Annotated in this window: 20 protein-coding genes; 11 read left to right on the forward strand and 9 right to left on the reverse strand. The window is 55.7% G+C overall.

Features of this window, described 5'->3' with window-relative positions; genetic code table 11:
* Positions 1 to 94: 94 nt before the first annotated feature.
* From yjfF to ytfQ, 4 genes are read right to left on the reverse strand one after another with little or no spacing between them, the layout of a single operon-like run.
* Positions 95 to 1,078, reverse strand: a complete 984-nt coding sequence (gene yjfF, locus C1N58_RS08600; protein ID WP_033741251.1) for a galactofuranose ABC transporter, permease protein YjfF — start codon at positions 1,076 to 1,078, stop codon at positions 95 to 97.
* Positions 1,075 to 2,091 (reverse strand): galactofuranose ABC transporter, ATP-binding protein YtfT, encoded by a 1,017-nt coding sequence (gene ytfT, locus C1N58_RS08605; RefSeq protein WP_054633867.1) that lies wholly within the window; start codon positions 2,089 to 2,091, stop codon positions 1,075 to 1,077. Before ytfT ends, yjfF begins: the two co-directional genes overlap by 4 nt.
* Positions 2,084 to 3,604, reverse strand: a complete 1,521-nt coding sequence (locus C1N58_RS08610; RefSeq protein WP_283786844.1) for a sugar ABC transporter ATP-binding protein — start codon at positions 3,602 to 3,604, stop codon at positions 2,084 to 2,086. The genes ytfT and C1N58_RS08610 overlap by 8 nt, the downstream gene beginning before the upstream one ends.
* A gap of 54 nt (positions 3,605 to 3,658) precedes the next feature.
* Positions 3,659 to 4,615 (reverse strand): galactofuranose ABC transporter, galactofuranose-binding protein YtfQ, encoded by a 957-nt coding sequence (ytfQ, locus tag C1N58_RS08615; protein ID WP_033741249.1) that lies wholly within the window; start codon positions 4,613 to 4,615, stop codon positions 3,659 to 3,661.
* A gap of 665 nt (positions 4,616 to 5,280) precedes the next feature.
* On the opposite strand from ytfQ, the gene ydgT reads away from it, so the two are divergent.
* From ydgT to nth, 9 genes are all read left to right on the forward strand, one after another.
* On the forward strand, positions 5,281 to 5,496 hold the full coding sequence (ydgT, locus tag C1N58_RS08620) for a transcription modulator YdgT (protein WP_033741248.1): 216 nt from the start codon (positions 5,281 to 5,283) through the stop codon (positions 5,494 to 5,496).
* Positions 5,497 to 5,603: 107 nt separating this feature from the next.
* Entirely contained in the window at positions 5,604 to 6,047 is a 444-nt protein-coding gene (locus tag C1N58_RS08625; protein ID WP_033741245.1) for a DUF2569 domain-containing protein, read from the forward strand.
* 123 nt (positions 6,048 to 6,170) lie between these two features.
* On the forward strand, positions 6,171 to 6,752 hold the full coding sequence (gene rsxA / locus C1N58_RS08630; RefSeq protein WP_013025663.1) for an electron transport complex subunit RsxA: 582 nt from the start codon (positions 6,171 to 6,173) through the stop codon (positions 6,750 to 6,752).
* On the forward strand, positions 6,752 to 7,330 hold the full coding sequence (gene rsxB / locus C1N58_RS08635) for an electron transport complex subunit RsxB (RefSeq protein ID WP_033741239.1): 579 nt from the start codon (positions 6,752 to 6,754) through the stop codon (positions 7,328 to 7,330). The genes rsxA and rsxB overlap by 1 nt, the downstream gene beginning before the upstream one ends.
* Positions 7,323 to 9,734 carry an electron transport complex subunit RsxC gene (gene rsxC / locus C1N58_RS08640; RefSeq protein WP_394564799.1) on the forward strand — a complete coding sequence of 804 codons (2,412 nt, stop codon included), beginning with the start codon at positions 7,323 to 7,325 and terminating at the stop codon, positions 9,732 to 9,734. The genes rsxB and rsxC overlap by 8 nt, the downstream gene beginning before the upstream one ends.
* The gene (gene rsxD / locus C1N58_RS08645) at positions 9,735 to 10,793 is read left to right on the forward strand and encodes an electron transport complex subunit RsxD (RefSeq protein WP_006119020.1); all 1,059 of its coding nucleotides are present in this window, start codon (positions 9,735 to 9,737) and stop codon (positions 10,791 to 10,793) included.
* A gap of 3 nt (positions 10,794 to 10,796) precedes the next feature.
* Entirely contained in the window at positions 10,797 to 11,429 is a 633-nt protein-coding gene (gene rsxG, locus C1N58_RS08650; RefSeq protein ID WP_054633959.1) for an electron transport complex subunit RsxG, read from the forward strand.
* A complete protein-coding gene (locus tag C1N58_RS08655; protein ID WP_054633871.1) occupies positions 11,422 to 12,126 on the forward strand; it encodes an electron transport complex subunit E in 705 nt (234 codons plus the stop codon). Before rsxG ends, C1N58_RS08655 begins: the two co-directional genes overlap by 8 nt.
* Positions 12,123 to 12,755 (forward strand): endonuclease III, encoded by a 633-nt coding sequence (nth, locus tag C1N58_RS08660; protein ID WP_006119017.1) that lies wholly within the window; start codon positions 12,123 to 12,125, stop codon positions 12,753 to 12,755. The genes C1N58_RS08655 and nth overlap by 4 nt, the downstream gene beginning before the upstream one ends.
* 43 nt (positions 12,756 to 12,798) lie before the next feature.
* Here nth and C1N58_RS08665 read toward each other — a convergent pair whose 3' ends face one another.
* Entirely contained in the window at positions 12,799 to 13,503 is a 705-nt protein-coding gene (locus tag C1N58_RS08665) for a CTP synthase C-terminal region-related (seleno)protein (protein WP_039340525.1), read from the reverse strand.
* A 597-nt stretch (positions 13,504 to 14,100) separates the two neighbouring features.
* Here C1N58_RS08665 and dtpA point away from each other — a divergent pair.
* The gene (gene dtpA / locus C1N58_RS08670) at positions 14,101 to 15,585 is read left to right on the forward strand and encodes a dipeptide/tripeptide permease DtpA (RefSeq protein ID WP_033741223.1); all 1,485 of its coding nucleotides are present in this window, start codon (positions 14,101 to 14,103) and stop codon (positions 15,583 to 15,585) included.
* A 153-nt stretch (positions 15,586 to 15,738) separates the two neighbouring features.
* The gene (gene gstA, locus C1N58_RS08675) at positions 15,739 to 16,344 is read left to right on the forward strand and encodes a glutathione transferase GstA (RefSeq protein ID WP_172912631.1); all 606 of its coding nucleotides are present in this window, start codon (positions 15,739 to 15,741) and stop codon (positions 16,342 to 16,344) included.
* Positions 16,345 to 16,373: 29 nt separating this feature from the next.
* On the opposite strand, the gene pdxY is transcribed toward gstA, so the two are convergent.
* From pdxY to C1N58_RS08695, 4 genes are all read right to left on the reverse strand, one after another.
* Positions 16,374 to 17,234 (reverse strand): pyridoxal kinase PdxY, encoded by an 861-nt coding sequence (pdxY, locus tag C1N58_RS08680; protein WP_006119013.1) that lies wholly within the window; start codon positions 17,232 to 17,234, stop codon positions 16,374 to 16,376.
* A 56-nt stretch (positions 17,235 to 17,290) separates the two neighbouring features.
* On the reverse strand, positions 17,291 to 18,565 hold the full coding sequence (tyrS, locus tag C1N58_RS08685) for a tyrosine--tRNA ligase (protein WP_110267562.1): 1,275 nt from the start codon (positions 18,563 to 18,565) through the stop codon (positions 17,291 to 17,293).
* 136 nt (positions 18,566 to 18,701) lie between these two features.
* Positions 18,702 to 19,358, reverse strand: a complete 657-nt coding sequence (gene pdxH / locus C1N58_RS08690; RefSeq protein ID WP_033741468.1) for a pyridoxamine 5'-phosphate oxidase — start codon at positions 19,356 to 19,358, stop codon at positions 18,702 to 18,704.
* A gap of 23 nt (positions 19,359 to 19,381) precedes the next feature.
* Complete coding sequence (locus C1N58_RS08695; RefSeq protein ID WP_394564800.1) at positions 19,382 to 19,696, reverse strand: MliC family protein; 315 nt, start codon at positions 19,694 to 19,696, stop codon at positions 19,382 to 19,384.
* Between the last annotated feature and the right edge of the window lie 106 nt (positions 19,697 to 19,802).

The raw sequence follows: 19,802 nt of genomic DNA on the forward strand, positions 1-19,802 counted from the left end.
ATAAGGTTGCCGCTGGTTCGTCGCGTCCCTCTTCCCTGCCCGACACCGACAAAAGCGGCGCCGCAGCGCCGCTTTCTCATGCACCTGCCTGACGTCAACTCAGCCGCTTCACCGGTGCATTCTGCTGCCTGTCCCACATTACGGTGAGTAACCGTTGCAGGGCGATAAAGGCAAACAGCAGGATGCCAATGGCGATTTTGGTCCACCAGGAACTGAGCGTGCCGTCGAAGTTAATCCAGGTCTGAATCAGCCCCTGAATCAGGACGCCAAATAACGTGCCGAGAAGGGTCCCTACACCACCGGACAGCAGGGTTCCCCCGATGACGACAGAGGCGATGGCATCCAGCTCAACGCCCAGCCCGGCCAGCGCATAACCCGCAGAGGTGTAGATGGAAAACACAATACCCGCCAGCGAGGCTAACGTGGTCGACAACATATAGATTTTGATGGTCGTGGCGCGGGTTGAAACGCCCATCAGCTGCGCGGAAGTCATATTGCCCCCGATGGCGTACACCTGATTACCGAACCGGGTGCGGTGTGCCAGAATCATCCCGCCTACAACCACCAGCAACATGATCAACGCCAACAAACTGAGCCGCCCGCCGCCCGGCACTTTCCAGGCCAGGCCGGAAAGCGTGGCGTACAGCGGATGATCAATCGGAATGGAGTTTTCGGAGACCAGATAGCTGCATCCACGCAGGAAAAACATGCCCGCCAGCGTAATAATAAACGCAGGGATTTTGAGTGCGTCGATTAGCCAGCCCATCATCGCACCAAACAGCGCCCCCATGCAGAGGACCAGGGCAAAGGCCACCAGCGGATTAAGGTGATAATCGCCGATGACTTTGGCCAGGAAGACGCCAGAAAACGCGATGACGGCCCCCACAGACAGATCGATGCCGCCCGACAGAATCACAAAGGTCATGCCCACCGCGATAATGCCCAGAAACGCGTTATCCGTCAGAATATTACAGATGACCCGCGTCGAGGCAAAACCGGGAAACTGGCTCAGGCAAAACAGATAGCCGAGTACAAACACCAGCAGCGTAATCATTAAAGGCAGATGACGTTTAATCATGATGCACGTCTCCGTTTAAACATCGCAATAAAGCGCGGGGATTGCAGCAGCAGTACACACATCACCACCACCGCCTTCACCACCTGATTAAGTTCCGGCGGAAAGCCCGACAGTAAAATACCGGTATTCATCGCCTGAATAATCAGTGCCCCCATCAGCGACAGCAGAATGTTAAATCGCCCGCCCATCAGCGAGGCACCGCCAATCACCACCGCCAGAATGGCGTCCAGCTCCAGCCACAGCCCCGCGTTGTTCGCATCGGCCCCGCGAATATCGGCCGCCACAATCAGCCCCGCCACCGCTGCGCAGATTCCGCTGATGGCATAGGTGGACATCACAACCAGCCAGCCATTCACGCCCGCATTACGCGCAGCGCGCAGGTTGATCCCGACGGCTTCGATAAACAACCCAAGGGCCGTTTTACGCACCAGCAGCCAGACCAGCAGCGCGACCGCAATCGTGATCCAGACCGGCACCGGCAACAGCCAGAGCGCGCCGTTGCCGAACCAGCCCAGGCTGTCGTTGTTAAACGTCACGATCTGTCCCTGCGTAATTAACTGGGCGATGCCGCGCCCGGCCACCATCAAAATCAGCGTCGCCACAAATGGCTGTATGCGTAACAACGCAACCAGAATGCCGTTCCACAGCCCGCAGGCCAGCCCGCTGGCCACCGTGACCAGAATAATAAACGGCACGCTGTGGCCCGCCACGGTCAGCGTGGCCGCCGTCGCGCCGGCAATCGCCATAACGGCGCCGACCGATAAATCAATCCCGCCTGTGGCAATCACTAAGGTCATGCCAACGGCCAGTATGGCTACTGGCGCAGCCCGGTTGAGGATATCAATCGGGCTGCCAAACAACCGGCCATCCTGTAAATGGATGGCGAAGAAATGCGTGGCAACCAGGCTGTCGACAACCAGCACCAGCAACAGCGCGATAAGTTGCGGCATGCCTGGCGGCAGCCTGAACGTGCGACGTGCCGCCCGGGTCGGGGTAACCGGTGATTCAAGCATGCTGCGTACCTCCATCAGCAATGGCGTTAACGATTGCCGCCACAGAAAGTGCCTCGAGGGGGATTTCTGCTACCTGTTTCAGATCGCGCATAATGATGACGCGATCGGCATAGCCCACCAGTTCTTCCAGCTCCGAGGAAATGACCAGTAGCGCCAGCCCATCTGCACATAACGATTCAATTAAGCGGATAATTTCGGCATGTGCGCCCACGTCAATGCCGCGCGTGGGTTCATCCAGAATCAGGAACTGCGGTTTTGTCACCAGCCAGCGAGACAACAGCACCTTTTGCTGGTTTCCGCCCGACAACAGCTCGACGGGCTGCTCCGCATGCGGTGTGCGAATGCCCAGGCTTTTGATAAAACGCTCGGCAATCGCCTGCTGCTCGCGTTTCTTGATCGGGCGCAGCCAGCCGCGCTGCGCCTGTAACGCCAGAATGATGTTCTCGCGGACAGAAGCCGCCCCGATAATTCCGTCGGTTTTTCGGTCTTCCGGACAAAAGCCCATCCCGAGACGGGAAGCCTGCGCGGGCGTTCGGATCGATTCAACCCTGCCTTTGATTTTTGCCGTGCCGCGATCGGCGCGGCGAATGCCAAACAGCACCTCTGCGGTTTCGGTCCGCCCCGAACCCAGCAAGCCTGCCAGCCCGACCACTTCACCGGGCCGGACCTGAAGCGTGAAGGGTTCGATCGTGCCCTTCTTACCATAATCTTCGAATGACACGACCGGCTGGTTGCTCTTCAGCGTACTGCCCTGACGCTGCAGCGCGGTCGCCATCAGTTCCCGGCCAATCATCAGTTTGACCAGATCAATTTGCGGCAGCGTAGCGGTGTCGTGCGTGGCAATAAACTTGCCGTTGCGCAGAACGGTAATGCGATCGGTAATGCGGTAAACCTGGTCCAGAAAATGGGTGACGAAGATCAGGCTCATCCCGCGATGTTTTAACTCTGTCATCAGGGTGAACAGCATTTCCACTTCGCTGGCATCCAGACTGGCGGTGGGTTCATCGAGGATTAATACCTGGGCGGAGAGATCCACCGCCCGGCAGATCGCAATAATCTGCTGCATCGCGACGGAGTAATGACCAAGCGGCCGCGTGACGTCCAGCACAAAACCGTATTTGCGCATCAGGGCATCCGCCTCGCGCACCATGCGCTTACGATCAATCATGCCGAACCGACGCGGCTCGCGCCCAATGTACAGATTATCGGCCACCGACATATTCGGCAGCATATTCACTTCCTGGTAGACCGTGCCGATACCGATTTTCTGTGCTTCAGCAGTACTGCGCGGCGAAATGGCCTGACCGTTTAACGTAATCGTGCCGCTGTCGCGGGTGTACACGCCGGTCAGCACTTTGATCAGGGTTGATTTGCCTGCGCCGTTCTCACCTAACAGCGCCATGATTTCGCCTTTGCGCAGGCTGAAAGAGACATCGTCCAGCGCTTTCACGCCGGGAAAACCTTTACTGACGCCGTTGATGGCTAAAAGAGGTGATTCATTGTGTGTCGTCATGCTGTCAACTCCGCCCTACATCAAAGAAGACCGCCCCGAAGGGCGGCCTGCGGCTTAGTAACCCATGTTCTTTTTCTTGTCTAACTCGGCCTGCGCGTCAGCAGGTAAAAAGAGTTTTGATTCGGTTCGGATAATTTTGGGTGGCAGGGTGCCGTCTTTTTTGAATTTTTCCAGCGCGTCAAAGGCCGGGCCGGCCATATCTGGCGTCAGCTCGACGTTAGCGTTGGCTTCCCCGGCCAGCATCGCTTTGTAGATATCCGGCACACCATCGATCGATCCGGTCAGAATATCTTTGCCCGGTTTCAGACCGGCTTCTTTGATCGCCTGAATGGCCCCGATGGCCATATCGTCGTTATGGGCATAAACCATGCAGATATTTTTGCCGTTGTTCTCGGCCTTGATGAAACTTTCCATGACTTCTTTCCCTTTACTGCGGGTAAAGTCGCCAGACTGAGAGCGAATCACTTTAATATTCGGGTGGCCACTGATCGCTTCAGCAAAGCCTTTTTTACGATCGATGGCGACGCTCGCGCCAACCGTGCCTTGCAGCTCTACGACATTACATTTTTTATCGCCGACGGTTTTTACCAGCCAGTCACCAATCAGCTTGCCTTCCAGAACGTTATCGGCGGTGACAACGGCCTGATACAGCGAGTTATCTTTTACGACGATGGCGCGGTCCAGCAGGTATACCGGGATTTTGGCATCTTTGGCTTCTTCTAATACCGGCTCCCAGCCCGTCTGCACAACAGGCGCAATAAAGATGGCGTCCACGCCCTGCGCGATAAAGGAGCGCACGGCTTTAATCTGATTCTCTTGTTTCTGTTGACCATCGGCGATCTTTAAATTAATGCCGCGTTTTTTGGCTTCGCTTTTTGCGACATTGGTTTCAGCCGAACGCCAGCCGGATTCTGAGCCTACCTGTGAGAATCCCACTGTCATTTCCGCCGCTAACACTGAGCCACTTAATGCGGCGCTGACCATTGTCGTCAGGAGTAAACGTTTCCACATAGTTTTTCTTCCTCTGAAGGGCGTTTGCTGTACAGGGTAAAGTGCCTGTGTAGCCTGACGTAAAAAAGGGCAGATTAGGGCGACACGCCTCACAAAACTGAGCGATTTAAAGGGGTTACGTTGATTAACGGAATGCTCTCAGCGTGGGCTTATGGACAAAACGCCTGTGTCTTTTTTCAACTTACGTTAAATAAATGTAATAAACAGAATCGCTTAAGTGTGACACTGCTGAAAACGATTACAGCCAGGCGTACAGAATGAGCCATCCCGTTTTCAGCCCCGGGAAAAGTCTGTTTTGTGATTTCCAGCACACACAGAAATCCCCTGTCTCCGGCATGAAACGATTCCGCTGACCGCACTGGCCTGAGGTTTATCCTGGTTATGTTGTTATCCGGCCCTGAATCGCAGTTATACACAATCGATTCGTACATAAAAGCAGATAAAAAGTGACTTGTGACTCAGAAATGATTCTTTTAGGTTGGGTCTGGATGCACCGCTTTACAGCGACAGGATTATGGCGACTATTCAAAACCTGATAAAATTCACCTTTAGCGAGCTATGCCCCACGTTTGTCTGATTTTTGCTTTTTTTCATCCGCGGAACTGGACAGCGTTAAGCGGCTCCCTATACTTGGCCTTCTTTCTTATTGATTCGTTATGACAAAAATGACTGCGCACGATTACCTGTTAAAATTTCGCAAAGTGAATAACCTTGAAAGTCTTGAAAAACTGTATGACCATCTGAATTATTCGCTGTCGGACGACAAAGACATTATCAATATGTACCGGGCAGCCGACCATCGTCGTGCCGAACTCGCATCGGGTGGCCGCTTGTTCGACCTGGGCTGCGTACCAAAGTCAGTCTGGCGCTACGTGGTGTAATCCCGCGCATCTCCCCTGTTCCCGCCCTCCTGTTTTCACTGTTGGTTTGCGTCTGTCTTAACATGCTATTCTGACCCGCTGACGACGTTGAAACAGGATGAACCGCAATGACGACCCCGATGACCGCCCCACGTATTGGCGGCTGGCTTTTACTGCCACTGGCATGGTTGCTGATGACGCTGCTGACCACCGCGCTGGTGATGGCCATGTATCTGACGCCACTGTTTGATGCGCAATGGCGCGAAACCTTGTTTAACCACCGTTCGCTGGTGACGGGCTATTGGGCCATTTCATTATTGACCGCCACCGCATTGTGGGCTTACAGCATGTGGGTTGTGTGGATGTTCTTTAAACGTTCGCACCGTCTGCCGCGCCACTATATCGTGTGGTTGCTGATCACCGTTTTGCTGGCGCTGAAAACCTTTGCCTTTACGCCGGTGTCTGATGCACGCGCGTTGCAGACTTTGCTACTCTCACTGGCCGCCGCCGCCGTTTTTGTTCCCTATTTCAAACGTTCCGCGCGGGTAAAAGCGACATTTACTCAGCGATAACGCTGCTGTTTTCGTCAAGAGTTTAATTCTGAGTGCGGTTGGCGGCTGGCAATAATGCGATGGAGTTGTGATGCAGCGCTTTATCAATGATAATAAGCCGCTTTCTGGTATTCAGGCGAAAAAATGACCGATTATCTTCTCCTTTTTGTTGGCACAGTGCTGGTGAACAACTTCGTGTTGGTGAAGTTTCTCGGCCTTTGCCCGTTTATGGGCGTTTCCAAAAAGCTGGAAACGGCCATTGGCATGGGCCTCGCCACCACGTTTGTGATTACGCTGGCCTCCATTTGCGCGTGGCTGGTGAATCACCTCATTCTGGTTCCGCTGGACTTAGTGTATCTGCGGACCATGGCTTATATCCTGGTGATCGCGGTTGTCGTTCAGTTCACCGAAATGGTGGTGCGCAAAACCAGCCCATCGCTGTATCGCCTGCTGGGTATTTTCCTGCCGTTGATCACGACAAACTGTGCGGTACTGGGCGTCCCCCTGTTGAGCGTTAACCTGAATCACACCTTTCTTCAGGCGGCGCTGTATGGATTCAGCGCCTCGCTGGGCTTCTCGCTGGTGATGGTGTTATTTGCCGGGATGCGTGAGCGTCTGGTGCTGGCGAATGTCCCGGCCCCCTTCAAAGGGAATTCTATTGCGTTGATCACCGCGGGGCTGATGGCACTGGCCTTTATGGGCTTTACAGGTCTGGTGAAATTCTGATGAGTGCAATTTGGATAGCGGTGGCGGTACTGAGCGCCCTGAGCCTGGTCTTTGGTGCCCTGCTGGGTTACGCGTCACGCCGCTTTGAAGTCGAAGAAGATCCCATTGTTGAGCAGATTGACGCCGTGCTGCCGCAGAGCCAGTGCGGTCAGTGTGGTTACCCCGGCTGTCGCCCCTATGCTGACGCCGTGGGCAACAATGGCGAAGCCATTAACAAATGCGCGCCCGGTGGTGAGCAGACCATGCTTAAGCTGGCCGCCCTGCTCAATGTTGAGCCACAACCGATCGATGGCGATGACGAGGCCAAAGCGCCCGTGCGTACCGTCGCGTGGATTGACGAAGAAAACTGTATTGGCTGCACAAAGTGCATTCAGGCCTGCCCGGTTGATGCCATCGTCGGTGCCACGCGCGCCATGCATACCGTGCTGAGCGATGTCTGCACCGGCTGCGATCTGTGTGTTGCCCCCTGTCCTACCGACTGCATTGAAATGCGTCCGGTTGCCACCACCACGGCCAACTGGAAGTGGGATCTGAATACCATTCCTGTTCGGGTGATCCCGGTAGAGAGTCATGCTTAATCTGCTTAATTTCTTTAAAAAAGAGAAGATCTGGGATTTTCAGGGCGGGATTCATCCGCCTGAAATGAAAACCCAGTCCAACGGCACGCCGCTCGCTGAATTGCCGCTGCCGCACCAGTTTATCATTCCCCTGAAGCAACATATTGGCCACGAAGGCGAAATTTGCGTTTCCCCTGGCGATAAGGTGCTGCGCGGCCAGCCGCTTACGTTTGGACAGGGCAGAATGCTGCCTGTACATGCGCCCACCTCGGGCGTCATTGACGCTATCGCTCAGCACATGACAGCGCACCCGTCTGGCCTGTCAGAGCTGTGTATTTTTCTGACGCCTGACGGTGACGATCGCTGGATGCCGCTCTCCCCGCTTCCGGACTACCGTCAGCATGAACGCAGCGCCATTCTTAAACGCATACATGATGCCGGCATCGCCGGTCTGGGCGGCGCGGGCTTCCCGACGGCCACCAAACTGAAAGGCGGCCTGCAGGGCGTCAACACGCTGATCATTAACGCGGCTGAGTGCGAACCTTACATCACCGCTGACGATCGTCTGATGCAGGACTGCGCCGCCGAGGTGCTGGAAGGATGCCGCATTCTGGCCTGGGTGCTTCAGGCGGAGCGCGTGCTGATTGGTATCGAAGATAACAAACCCGAGGCTATCGCCGCCCTGAAGCAGGCGTTGGGTGGTGAGCGGGATTTACAGATCCGCGTTATCCCGACGAAATATCCGTCCGGCGGCGCTAAGCAGCTGACCAAAATACTCACCGGCATGGAAGTGCCGCATGGTGGTCGCTCTACGGATATTGGCGTGCTGATGCAAAACGTCGGTACGGCATGGGCCGTGAAGCGCGCCATTATCAATGGCGAACCGATCACCGAGCGCGTGGTGACACTCACCGGTGAAGCCATCGCGCAACCCCGGAACGTGTGGAGCCGCTTAGGGACGCCAATCAGCCACCTGTTGCACCAGGTCGGTTTTCACCCTTCACCAGGACAAATGGTCATTATGGGCGGCCCGCTGATGGGCTTTACCCTGCCGTCGCTGGATGTGCCGGTCGTGAAGATCACCAACTGTATTCTGGCCCCGTCCGGCACTGAGATGGGCAACACGCAACAGGAACAGTCCTGCATTCGTTGCTCTGCCTGTGCTGACGCCTGTCCGGCCAACCTGCTGCCACAGCAGCTGTACTGGTATAGCCAGGGGGGCGATCACGATAAAGCCCGTGCCCATCACATTGATGACTGCATTGAATGTGGTGCGTGCGCCTACGTCTGCCCGAGTAACATTCCGCTGGTGCAGTACTATCGTCAGGAAAAAGCTGAGCTGCGCGCCATCGACCTGGAAGCCAAACGCACGCTGGAAGCGAAAGCGCGTTTTGAGGCACGCCAGGCACGACTGGAGCGGGAAAAGCAGGCGCGTGAAGCACGTCATGCTGAAGCCAAACAGCGCGTAGCCCGCAGCGAAAGCGGAGAACTGGCTGCGGCAAAAGCCCGCGCCAGAGCGAAACAATCTGCTGAGAATGAAGATGCCGCTGCCGAGGCACGTCATGCGCAGGCCCGGTTACGGCAGGCTGAGGCACAGGCGGAAACCCAGGCACTGAGTCGTCAGACGACCGATCCACGCAAGGCTGCGGTTGAAGCGGCAATTGCGCGTGCCAGAGCGAAAAAACCGGTGACGCCTGACAGTGCTGACACGACTGAAACGGCGGTGGCGGATCCACGCAAAGCCGCGGTGGCCGCCGCCGTCGAACGTGCCAAAGCGAAGAAAGCCGCCCAGGCGGCTGACGCTGAGACGGCCGACACCGCATCCGACGATCCGCGCAAAGCCGCGGTGACCGCCGCCATCGAACGTGCCAAAGCGAAGAAAGCCGCCCAGGCGGCTGACGGTGAGACTGCCGACAACGCATCTGAAGATCCGCGCAAAGCCGCGGTGACCGCCGCCGTCGAACGTGCCAAAGCGAAGAAAGCTGCCCAGGCGGCGGCTGACGCTGAGACGGCCGACACCGCATCTGAAGATCCGCGTAAAGCCGCGGTGGCCGCCGCCGTCGAACGTGCCAAAGCGAAGAAAGCCGCCCAGGCGGCTGACGCTGAGACGACCGACACCGCATCCGACGATCCACGTAAAGCCGCGGTAGCCGCCGCCATTGAACGTGCCAAAGCGAAAAAGCGCGCTGCCGCGCAGGCGCAGGCAGAAGACGCGTCCCGTGAGGCGGCTGTCGCGGCGGCCGAAGCGCACAGGGACGTTGAGCAGGCAGAGAGGGCGCAGGAGCAGGCTAATCATGCCAATGCCGAAGCCGAAGAGGCACCTGAACTCGATCACCCCGCCGATGCGCGTAAAGCCGCGATTGCGGCGGCTGTCGCCCGTGCCAAAGCGCGTAAAGCGCAATCGACATTGACACCTGAGGATTAAATGGCGTTCCGTATCGCAAGTTCACCTTATACTCATAACCGCCGCAGTACCGGCAACATCATGATGCTGGTTATCCTGGCGGCGCTGCCTGGTTTTGCCGCGCAGTGCTACTTTTTTGGCGTGGGAACCTTATTGCAGGTTGTGTTGGCCTCGCTGACAGCGTTGCTGACAGAAGCGGCTATCCTGCGCCTGCGTAACACACCGGTCGCCCCTCAGCTGGCCGACAACTCCGCCCTGCTGACGGCAATTCTGCTGGGGATCAGCATCCCGTCTCTGGCCCCCTGGTGGTTAGTGGTGGTCGGTACGGTATTTGCGATTGTTATTGCCAAACAGTTGTACGGTGGCCTGGGACAAAACCCCTTCAACCCGGCCATGGTCGGCTATGTCGTTCTTCTGATCTCATTTCCGGTTCAGATGACCAGCTGGATGCCGCCAGAAGCCTTACAGGTGATTAAACCCGGCGTGCTGGACTCGCTGAGCATGATCTTTACGGGTCATACCCTGGCGGGCGATACGTTACAGCAACTGCAGTTGGGCGTAGACGGTGTCAGCCAGGCCACACCGCTGGATACCTTTAAAACCGGCTTGCGCGCAGGCCACAGTGCAGAGCAACTGTTAGCCCAGCCCATTTACAGCGGCGTTCTGGCCGGTCTGGGCTGGCAATGGGTTAACGTGGGTTACCTGCTTGGCGGGGTATTCCTGCTGTGGAAAAACACCATTCGCTGGCATATTCCGGCCGCGATGTTGCTGTCGCTGACCGTCTGCGCCACGCTCGGTTGGTTACTGGCTCCCGCCTCGCTGAACAGTCCGCTGATTCATCTGTTTTCCGGGGCGACGATGCTGGGCGCATTTTTTATCGCCACCGATCCGGTTACTGCCTCCACCACTGACCGTGGTCGTCTGATTTATGGTGCCCTGATTGGTCTGCTGGTGTGGCTCATTCGGAGTTTTGGCGGTTACCCGGACGGCGTTGCTTTTGCCGTTCTGCTGGCTAATATATGCGTACCGCTGATTGACTATTACACGCAGCCGCGCGTTTACGGTCATCAAAAGGATTAAATGATGCTGGACACCATACGCAAGAATGGCGTGACCCTGGCTCTCTTTGCCGCGATCACCACCGGCGTCACTGCTGTTGTAAATACCGTGACCAAACCCACCGTTGAGCACCAGACGCAGTTACAGCAAAAAAATCTGCTGGATCAGGTGGTGCCGACCGATATGTACGATAACCACATTCAGCAGGAATGTTACGTTGTCACTGATGCGGCACTGGGTAATGCCAGCCCTCATCATCTTTATCTGGCGCGAAAAGACAACGAACCTGTGGCCGCCGCCCTGGAAACCACTGCCCCGGATGGCTATTCTGGCGCGATTCAGATGCTGGTCGGCGCGGATTTTCACGGTAAGGTACTCGGCGTGCGGGTGATTGAGCACCATGAAACGCCGGGCCTGGGGGACAAAATCGAGTTACGGATTTCTGACTGGATCAACAGTTTTAATGGCAAAGTGGTAACCGGGCCGGATGACAAAGCGTTTGCCGTCAAAAAAGATGGCGGCGAATTCGACCAGTTTACCGGTGCCACCATTACCCCGCGCGCCGTCGTAAATGCCACCAAACGTACGGCATTGTTAATTGAATCCCTGAAAGGGAAACTCTCTTCGTTACCCGAATGTGGAGACGCCAATGAGTGAAGCGAAAAACCTGCTGGTCGGCGGGCTGTGGAAAAATAACTCGGCGCTGGTGCAGCTGCTGGGCCTGTGCCCTTTGCTGGCGGTGACCGCCACGGCCACCAATGCTCTGGGGCTGGGGCTTGCCACGACGCTGGTGCTGACCCTGACAAACAGTTTTATTTCGGCCTCGCGTCGTTGGGTGCCTTCTGAGATCCGTATTCCTATCTACGTGATGATCATCGCCTCTGTCGTAAGCTGCGTGCAGATGCTGATTAACGCTTACGCCTACGGTCTGTATCAGTCACTCGGTATTTTTATTCCGCTGATCGTGACCAACTGCATCGTAGTGGGCCGGGCTGAAGCCGTGGCCTCGAAAAGCAGTATTCCCCTTGCCGCACTGGATGGCTTTGCTATCGGTATGGGCGCCACCTGCGCAATGGTGGTACTGGGTTCGATCCGTGAAATCATCGGCAGCGGCACATTGTTTAACGGTGCGGATCAGTTGCTGGGTCCCTGGGCTAAAGTGTTGCGGATTGACGTGATTCATTTTAACTCGCCAATGCTGCTGGCAATGCTCCCGCCGGGTGCCTTTATCGGTCTGGGCATGATGCTGGCGGGGAAATATGTGATCGATCAGAAAATGAAGCAGCGCGCAGCGCGTCGCGCAGAAGACGCGGCGCTTGATGCGCCGCAGGGCAACACGGGAAAAGCCGTGTGAACCAGACGAAACGCATTGAGATTCTCAGTCGTCTGCAGCAGGCCAACCCTCACCCCACGACCGAGCTGCAGTTCACCTCGCCGTTTGAACTGCTGATTGCGGTTCTGCTGTCGGCTCAGGCGACGGACGTGAGCGTTAACAAGGCTACTGCAAAGCTGTACCCGGTGGCGAATACACCTGCTGCGATGCTGGCGCTGGGCGTGGACGGCGTGAAGGAGTACATCAAAACGATCGGCCTGTTCAACAGTAAGGCCGAGAACGTGATTAAGACCTGCCGTATTTTACTGGACCAGCACGGCGGTCAGGTGCCTGAAGATCGCGCCGCGCTCGAAGCCTTACCTGGCGTCGGCCGTAAAACGGCTAACGTGGTGCTGAATACGGCTTTTGGCTGGCCGACGATTGCGGTGGATACGCACATTTTCCGCGTCTGCAACCGGACGAATTTTGCGCCGGGTAAGAACGTCGAGCAGGTCGAAGAGAAACTGTTAAAAGTCGTGCCGAAGGCGTTTAAAGTCGACTGCCATCACTGGCTGATTCTGCACGGTCGTTACACCTGCGTGGCGCGCAAACCGCGCTGCGGGTCCTGCCTGATTGAAGACCTGTGTGAATATCCCGATAAGGTCGAATAAGCCCGGATAACAGCCTGTGACTGGTCACAGGCTGTTTTACTGTTCAGCGCTGACGCTGCGCCAGCGCCGCCTGCATCCAGGCCATCACCAGCGGCGAATCCTTATCCTGTAATGCCGCCCGTTCGGACTGGAATAAGGTGGCGACATAGAAAGGATGATCGGTCAGTTCAATGCCGCGTACATCGCCGTTCAGATCCCAGGACGTGATCCGCATGTTTTTACCCTGCAGTGCCGCACTGAAAGCCGGGTTCACGCCAAAATTGCAATGATAACCTTCATCGCTGGTCAGCGCACCGTAGGCGCTGGCCATACGCGAGCCGGGTGCAAACGTGACCTCCCCTCGCTGTTCGACCAGTGAGCAGCTTAGCGGCGCAATCACCATCCGACCGGTTTCGCTGGTTTCGGCATGACTGGCATCTTCCCAGCCCAATACGTGGCGGGCATAGTCGATAACCGCATACTGAAACCCGCCACAGGAGCCGAGAAAGGGCTTACCGTTTTCCCGTACCCAACGCAGCATGCTAAACACGCCGTCATCGTTTTTATAGGGGCTGCCGGGCACCAGCCAGACGGCATCATGCTGCGTAACGGCGGACAGATCATCTAAATCCGGGGTGGGAATCCAGTCAGGCTCAATCGGGATGGCAAGGTGCGCCGCGGCGCGCGCCAGCGCCAGGGGAATGGATTGATGCGAAACAGCGTCCGGGCGGTAGTCACCCACTAAGGCGAGACGTAAAGATAACGACATAGCAACATCCTTTTTAGGAAATAAAGAGGCTACGTGAGTGCGCGTGCGCTGTCGAGCAGGTGAGCGCATTTTTGCTGGTTTTTTACGCCTGTTAATTAAGGGCCGGAGGCATTATTCCCTGATGAAACTATTTTCCTTCTGCTGAAATAACAGCGAATAATGTGAGTTTAATCAACTTTATTGCGCACCCGAGGTCGTTTCGCGTCATAATATGCAGATTATTTCAGCAAAACGACGTCAAAAGCCGCATTTCCGGCGCTTTATTCTGATGAAAGATCACTTTCCAAAGCAAAGCTCTACGCAACCGCCGTTTAGTGGTTAATGTCATTATTGACGATCTTAAAAGCTCCACGCAGGTATTTTGAACCAATAAAAAACCTGAAAACATGACAAAATTTCAATCAGTAATATTTATTTAGGTTTTAACACCATATTGACCCTGTCTGGCAGAAGGTAGAAAACGCTTGCCCTGCCGCCTTTATTCAGCCAAATTAGTCGCCGTTTTTCCCATCTAATAAAAATCTGGCCCATGGTGTGATCACATGGCGCGGACGGAATGCCTGTCACGACGCAGGATATGAAATAACAGAGGTACAAGTGTCAACTGCAAACAAACACACCGACGAGGCCGTCAGCCTTAATGCTTTTAAACAGCCCAAAGCGTTTTACCTGATCTTTTCAATCGAATTATGGGAACGTTTTGGCTACTACGGCCTGCAGGCCATTATGGCCGTCTATCTGGTTCGACAGCTGGGCATGTCGGAGTCCGACTCCATTACCCTGTTCTCGTCCTTTAGCGCACTGGTTTATGGTCTGGTCGCTATCGGCGGCTGGCTGGGCGATAAAGTGTTGGGCACCAAACGCGTTATCGTGCTGGGTGTACTGGTGCTGGCCATCGGCTACGCGCTTGTCGCCTTCTCCGGTCATAATGTCAGCGTCGTCTATATCGGTATGGCGACTATTGCGGTGGGCAGCGGCTTGTTTAAAGCGAACCCCTCTTCCCTGCTTTCCACCTGCTACGAGAAAGACGATCCGCGCATTGATGGCGCCTTTACAATGTTCTACATGTCCATCAACATCGGCTCACTGTTTTCAATGATGCTGACGCCGTGGTTAGCCGAAAAATATGGCTATAACGTGGCGTTTTCGCTGTCGGTGATCGGCCTGGTCATCACGCTGCTTAACTTCCTGTTCTGTAAGCGCCTGGTGAAAGACTTTGGTTCCAAACCGGACTTTGCCCCACTCCAGTTCGGCAAACTGCTGATGACGCTGGCAGGTATTGTGGTGTTGATCGCCCTGGCTAACTGGATGCTGCACCATCAGGCCATTGCCCGTATTCTGCTGGGCCTGATTGCGCTGGGCATTATGGTGATCTTTGCCAAAGAAGCCTTCGCACTGAAGGGCGCGGCACGTCGCCGTATGATTGTCGCTTTCCTGCTGATGGTCGAAGCCATCGTTTTCTTCGTGCTTTACATGCAGATGCCTACGTCGCTGAACTTCTTTGCGATTCGTAACGTTGAGCACACCCTTTTTGGCATTACCTTTGCGCCAGAGCAGTTCCAGGCGCTGAACCCGTTCTGGATTATGCTGGCCAGCCCCATTCTGGCAGCCGTGTATAACAAGCTGGGCGACAAGCTGCCGATGCCGCACAAGTTCGCTATCGGCATGGTGCTGTGTTCTGCCGCGTTCCTGGTATTGCCTGTCGGCGCGAAATTTGCCAGCGATGCCGGTATCGTGTCCCTGAACTGGCTCATTCTCAGCTATGGCCTGCAAAGTATCGGCGAACTGATGATTTCGGGACTGGGCCTGGCGATGGTGGCACAGCTGGTTCCACAGCGCCTGATGGGCTTTATCATGGGCTCATGGTTCCTGACCACCGCGGGTGCTGCCGTCATTGCCGGTAAAGTGGCCAACCTGATGGCGGTGCCTGAAAACGTTACCGATCCGCTGATTTCGCTGGTCACGTACGGCAAAGTGTTCCAGCAGATCGGGATTGCCACCGCCGTCATCGCTGTGCTGATGCTGGTGACGGCCCCGCTGCTGAACCGTATGACGCAGACGACGGAAGCGGAAAAAGCCTGAGTGCGATTTTGACACGCAGCAAAAACCGGGCCTTGCCCGGTTTTTTTGTTTTTGTCGCCGATCGGTTCCTGGTAGATTACTCATGCTAATAACTGGTAATTCTGCCACAGGGGATTACTATGCAAACACGACTCGCAACATGGTGGCTTCATGATGAAACTGTTTTGTAAAGCTGGTGCCTGTTCTCTTTCACCCCATATTGTTCTGCGTGAATGTGGGCTGGATTTCACTCAGGTAAATGTCGACCTGCAAACCAAGCTCACCGAGCGCGGGGATGATTTTCGTCAAATCAACCCCAAGGGTCAGGTACCGGCGCTGCAATTGAGTGAGGGTAATGTCCTGACTGAAGGCGCGGCGATTGTGCAGTACCTGGCCGATCTCAAGCCCGATCGTCATCTTCTGGCCCCCGTCGGCAGCCTGACGCGTTATCACACTATTGAGTGGCTCGGCTACATCAGCAGTGAGTTACATAAGAGTTTTTCACCGCTGTTCCGCAACGATGCGCCCGACGAGTACAAAGCGCTGGTGCGCCGTCAGCTGGAGGCAAAATTTGCCTGGGTAAACGGTGAACTGCAGGACAAGCCCTGGCTGATGGGCGTGCATTTCAGCGTCGCGGATGCTTATCTGTATGTGGTGACGCGCTGGGCGAAAGCGCTGAACCTGGATGTCAGCGCGTTGAGCCACCTGCAACAGTGGTTTGCGCGCGTTGAAGAACGGCCATCGGTTCAGGCCGCGCTAAAAGCGGAAGGCCTTATCTGACACGATCAGGGCCGTTACCGGCCCTTTTTTTACAGCTTCTCTGCCGGAAAATAGTGCGTTGGCCGGGCAATAGCGTCCTGCGCGGCAACCAACTGCAGCTCATATTCCCCCATCTCATGCGTTTTCAGCATCACTTCATAGACGGCGGCCGTGACGTGCTCCAGCGCCGCCTGCAGCGACTGTCCGTGCAGCAGATCGACCAGCAATAAGCCGCTGGTTAAATCGCCCACGCCTACAGGCTGGCGAACGCCAAAGTCCACCAGCGGACGGCTGATGTGCCAGGCTTCGTCGGCGGTGACCAGCAGCATTTCAAAGCGATCGCTGCGGCGTCCTGCCCGTGCCAGATGCTTAATCAGCACCACTTTTGGCCCCTGCGTGATCAGCAGGCGGGCAGCCTCAACGGCGGATTCGACACTGGTTACCGTGCGTTCGCTGAGCATTTCCAGCTCCAGCAGATTTGGCGCGATGATATCGCTGGCCGGTAGCGCCATTTTGCAGTGAAACTCCGCCACGCCCGGTGCCACAATGCAGCCCTTTTCCGGATGCCCCATGACCGGATCGCAAAAATACCAGGCCTCGGGGTTGGCGGCTTTTACCTGATGCACGATGTCCAGAATCTTTTCGCCCTGTTCGGCCGATCCCAGATAGCCGCTTAACACCGCATCACAGGTTTTCAGGCGGTCGATATCGGCGATGCCTTTGACAATGTCGGTGAGATGCGACGCCGGCATGACGGTGCCGGTCCAGTGCCCATACTGCGTATGATTGGAAAACTGCACGGTATTCAGCGGCCAGACGTTCACGCCCATACGGCGCATCGGGAACTCTGCCGCCGCATTGCCTGCATGACCAAACACCACGTGCGACTGAATTGCTAAAACGTTTTTCACTTTTTTACCCTGTCGTGCCTTGCCATAAAAAAGGGCCGGAAACCGGCCCTGAAAAGCTACTGCCAGTTGATCAGGCAGTAATGTTTTTTACCGCGGCGTAATAACGTGAAGCGGTTAAACAGCTTGTCGCTGTCGCGGAAGCGGTATTCTGCATCAGACTGCTTCTCACCGTTCAGCGATACGGCATTTGAGCCAATCATGGTGCGCGCCTGGCCGCGTGAGGGTACCAGCTCCGCTTTAACCAGTGCCTGCTGCAGATCGTCCTCAGCAGACAGCGTGATGGTGGGCATGCCGTCCTGCGCCAGCTGTTCGAAATCGGCCTCGGTCATGTCACTGAGCGCACCGGAGAACAGACTTTCCGTGATGCGTTTCGCGGCTGCCAGCCCCTCTTCGCCATGAACCAGGCGCGTAACCTGCTCGGCCAGGACATACTGTGCACGCGGCGCGGTTCCGCTGTTTTTATCTTCTTCTTCCAGGGCAGTAATCTCTTCAATGCTCAGGAACGTGAAGAATTTCAGGAAACGGTAAACATCCGCATCGGCGGTGTTGATCCAGAACTGGTAGAACTTGTACGGGCTGGTTTTCTTAGCATCCAGCCAGACCGCGCCGCCTTCGGTCTTACCGAACTTGGTGCCGTCCGATTTGGTGATCAGAGGAACGGTCAGACCAAACACCTGGTTCTGATGCAGACGACGTGTCAGATCGATACCGGAAGTGATGTTGCCCCACTGGTCCGAGCCGCCGATCTGCAGCGTTACGCCGTGCAGTTCGTTCAGGCAGGCAAAATCATAGCCCTGCAACAGGTTGTAGGAGAATTCGGTAAACGAGATCCCCTGGTCGTCACGGTTCAGACGCTGTTTGACCGCTTCCTTGTTGATCATCTGGTTAACCGAGAAGTGTTTACCAATGTCACGCAGGAAGGTCAGCACGTTCATATTGCCAAACCAGTCATAGTTGTTGGCCGCAATCGCACTGTTCGCCCCACAGTCAAAATCCAGGAATGGCGCAACCTGTTTACGGATTTTTTCGACCCATTCACCGACGGTTTCGCTGGTGTTGAGCTTACGCTCTGCCGCTTTAAAACTGGGATCGCCAATCAGACCGGTTGCGCCGCCCACCAGCGCCACCGGCCTGTGTCCGGCGTCCTGAAAACGTTTCAGGCAGAGCAGCGGTACCAGATGGCCCAAGTGCAAGCTGTCAGCAGTGGGGTCAAAGCCGCAATAGAGCGAAATTGGCCCTTGCGCCAGTTTCTCGACTAACGCGTCTTCATCCGTCACCTGGGCGATCAGGCCCCGTTCTTGCAATTGTTGTATCAGGTTACTGCTGGTCATCACTGACTCCAAATTGATCAGACTGCACCTAGGCTGGTACACAGCTTTCCGCTGAGTTGCGGAAGAAAAAAATGAGGGCTATAGCATAAAGCGCTGACGGCTTCTGTGCCAGCGCTGATAAGGGGAAAGCGCAGTTTTACGGGGCGAGTCGGTCAATTTTCCAGCCGTCGTTATCCCGTTGGTAGAGGAAACGATCGTGAAGGCGATGTTCGCCCCCTTGCCAGAACTCCATGGTGTTAAATTTTACCCGATAGCCGCCCCAAAAACTGGGCAGCGGCACATCGCCCTGCTGGAATTTCTGCTTCAGTTCCAGAAACTTCGCTTCCAGCACACCACGGGCAGAAATCCGGCTGGACTGACGCGAAACCCAGGCACCGATCTGGCTGTCACGCGGGCGGCTGCTGAAATATTTCAGGACGTCCAGCGGCGACAGTTTTTCGACTTCGCCCAGCACCATGACCTGGCGCTCCAGAAAATGCCACGGGAAATGCAGCGAAATACGCGGATTGTTGGCCAGATGTTGTGCTTTACGGCTGCCGAGGTTGGTATAGAACACCATGCCCTGCTCATCATAATGCTTCAACAGCACGATACGCTGATAAGGCTGGCCTTGTTCATCGACCGTGGCTACCGTCATGGCTGTAGGATCGGGCAATTGTGCCTCGCAGGCCTGCTTTAACCAGCTTTCGAACAGCGCCAGCGGATTATCCGGCAAATCGTTACGACGCAGACCACCGCGCGTGTATTCACGACGCAGGTGGGCAATGTTTTGCAGCATTTCATTATCACTCATCATGCACACTCACTCAGATAACGTTAACCAGCCGGTTGCAGCTCGCAGTCATTCACGATGATTTTATCGTTGCGCTCAATAAAAGCACCGTTTCCTTTAGACCAGAAAACATACTGTCCGTCGCTGTAGCGGGCCCCGGAGGCAGAAACGGTTTGCATCAGCGTCAGCGGTTTGCCATCCATGATAAAGCTGACCTGATCTTTAGCGTTATCCAGGGTGACGGTGAGCGGCAAGGTGCCACAGCGATAGTGTAACGTTTCTGGCGCGGGCGACGATTTGTGCATCAGGCTGCAGCCTGACAGCATGACCATGGCAACCACAGTTAATCCTTTTCGCATCAGCGATTCTCCTGTACGTAAAGCAGGCACAACGCGCCCTGCTTTGTTCGGTATGAAGGTTCCGGCAGCGGCAGGTTAACCGTTCCGGCACAGAGGGGCAATTTAA

It is taken from the genome of Pantoea sp. SGAir0180 (genome assembly GCF_043546245.1).

Coding starts and splice junctions, on each gene's coding strand:
- rsxB (WP_033741239.1), top strand. CDS start 6,752: ATGAGTGCAATTTGGATAGCGGTGGCGGTACTGAGCGCCCTGAGCCTG.
- C1N58_RS08665 (WP_039340525.1), bottom strand. CDS start 13,503: ATGTCGTTATCTTTACGTCTCGCCTTAGTGGGTGACTACCGCCCGGAC.
- rsxC (WP_394564799.1), top strand. CDS start 7,323: ATGCTTAATCTGCTTAATTTCTTTAAAAAAGAGAAGATCTGGGATTTT.
- rsxG (WP_054633959.1), top strand. CDS start 10,797: ATGCTGGACACCATACGCAAGAATGGCGTGACCCTGGCTCTCTTTGCC.
- ydgT (WP_033741248.1), top strand. CDS start 5,281: ATGACTGCGCACGATTACCTGTTAAAATTTCGCAAAGTGAATAACCTT.
- ytfT (WP_054633867.1), bottom strand. CDS start 2,091: ATGCTTGAATCACCGGTTACCCCGACCCGGGCGGCACGTCGCACGTTC.
- pdxH (WP_033741468.1), bottom strand. CDS start 19,358: ATGAGTGATAATGAAATGCTGCAAAACATTGCCCACCTGCGTCGTGAA.
- rsxD (WP_006119020.1), top strand. CDS start 9,735: ATGGCGTTCCGTATCGCAAGTTCACCTTATACTCATAACCGCCGCAGT.
- C1N58_RS08655 (WP_054633871.1), top strand. CDS start 11,422: ATGAGTGAAGCGAAAAACCTGCTGGTCGGCGGGCTGTGGAAAAATAAC.
- C1N58_RS08610 (WP_283786844.1), bottom strand. CDS start 3,604: ATGACGACACACAATGAATCACCTCTTTTAGCCATCAACGGCGTCAGT.
- gstA (WP_172912631.1), top strand. CDS start 15,739: ATGAAACTGTTTTGTAAAGCTGGTGCCTGTTCTCTTTCACCCCATATT.
- yjfF (WP_033741251.1), bottom strand. CDS start 1,078: ATGATTAAACGTCATCTGCCTTTAATGATTACGCTGCTGGTGTTTGTA.
- tyrS (WP_110267562.1), bottom strand. CDS start 18,565: ATGACCAGCAGTAACCTGATACAACAATTGCAAGAACGGGGCCTGATC.
- C1N58_RS08625 (WP_033741245.1), top strand. CDS start 5,604: ATGACGACCCCGATGACCGCCCCACGTATTGGCGGCTGGCTTTTACTG.
- rsxA (WP_013025663.1), top strand. CDS start 6,171: ATGACCGATTATCTTCTCCTTTTTGTTGGCACAGTGCTGGTGAACAAC.
- ytfQ (WP_033741249.1), bottom strand. CDS start 4,615: ATGTGGAAACGTTTACTCCTGACGACAATGGTCAGCGCCGCATTAAGT.
- C1N58_RS08695 (WP_394564800.1), bottom strand. CDS start 19,696: ATGCGAAAAGGATTAACTGTGGTTGCCATGGTCATGCTGTCAGGCTGC.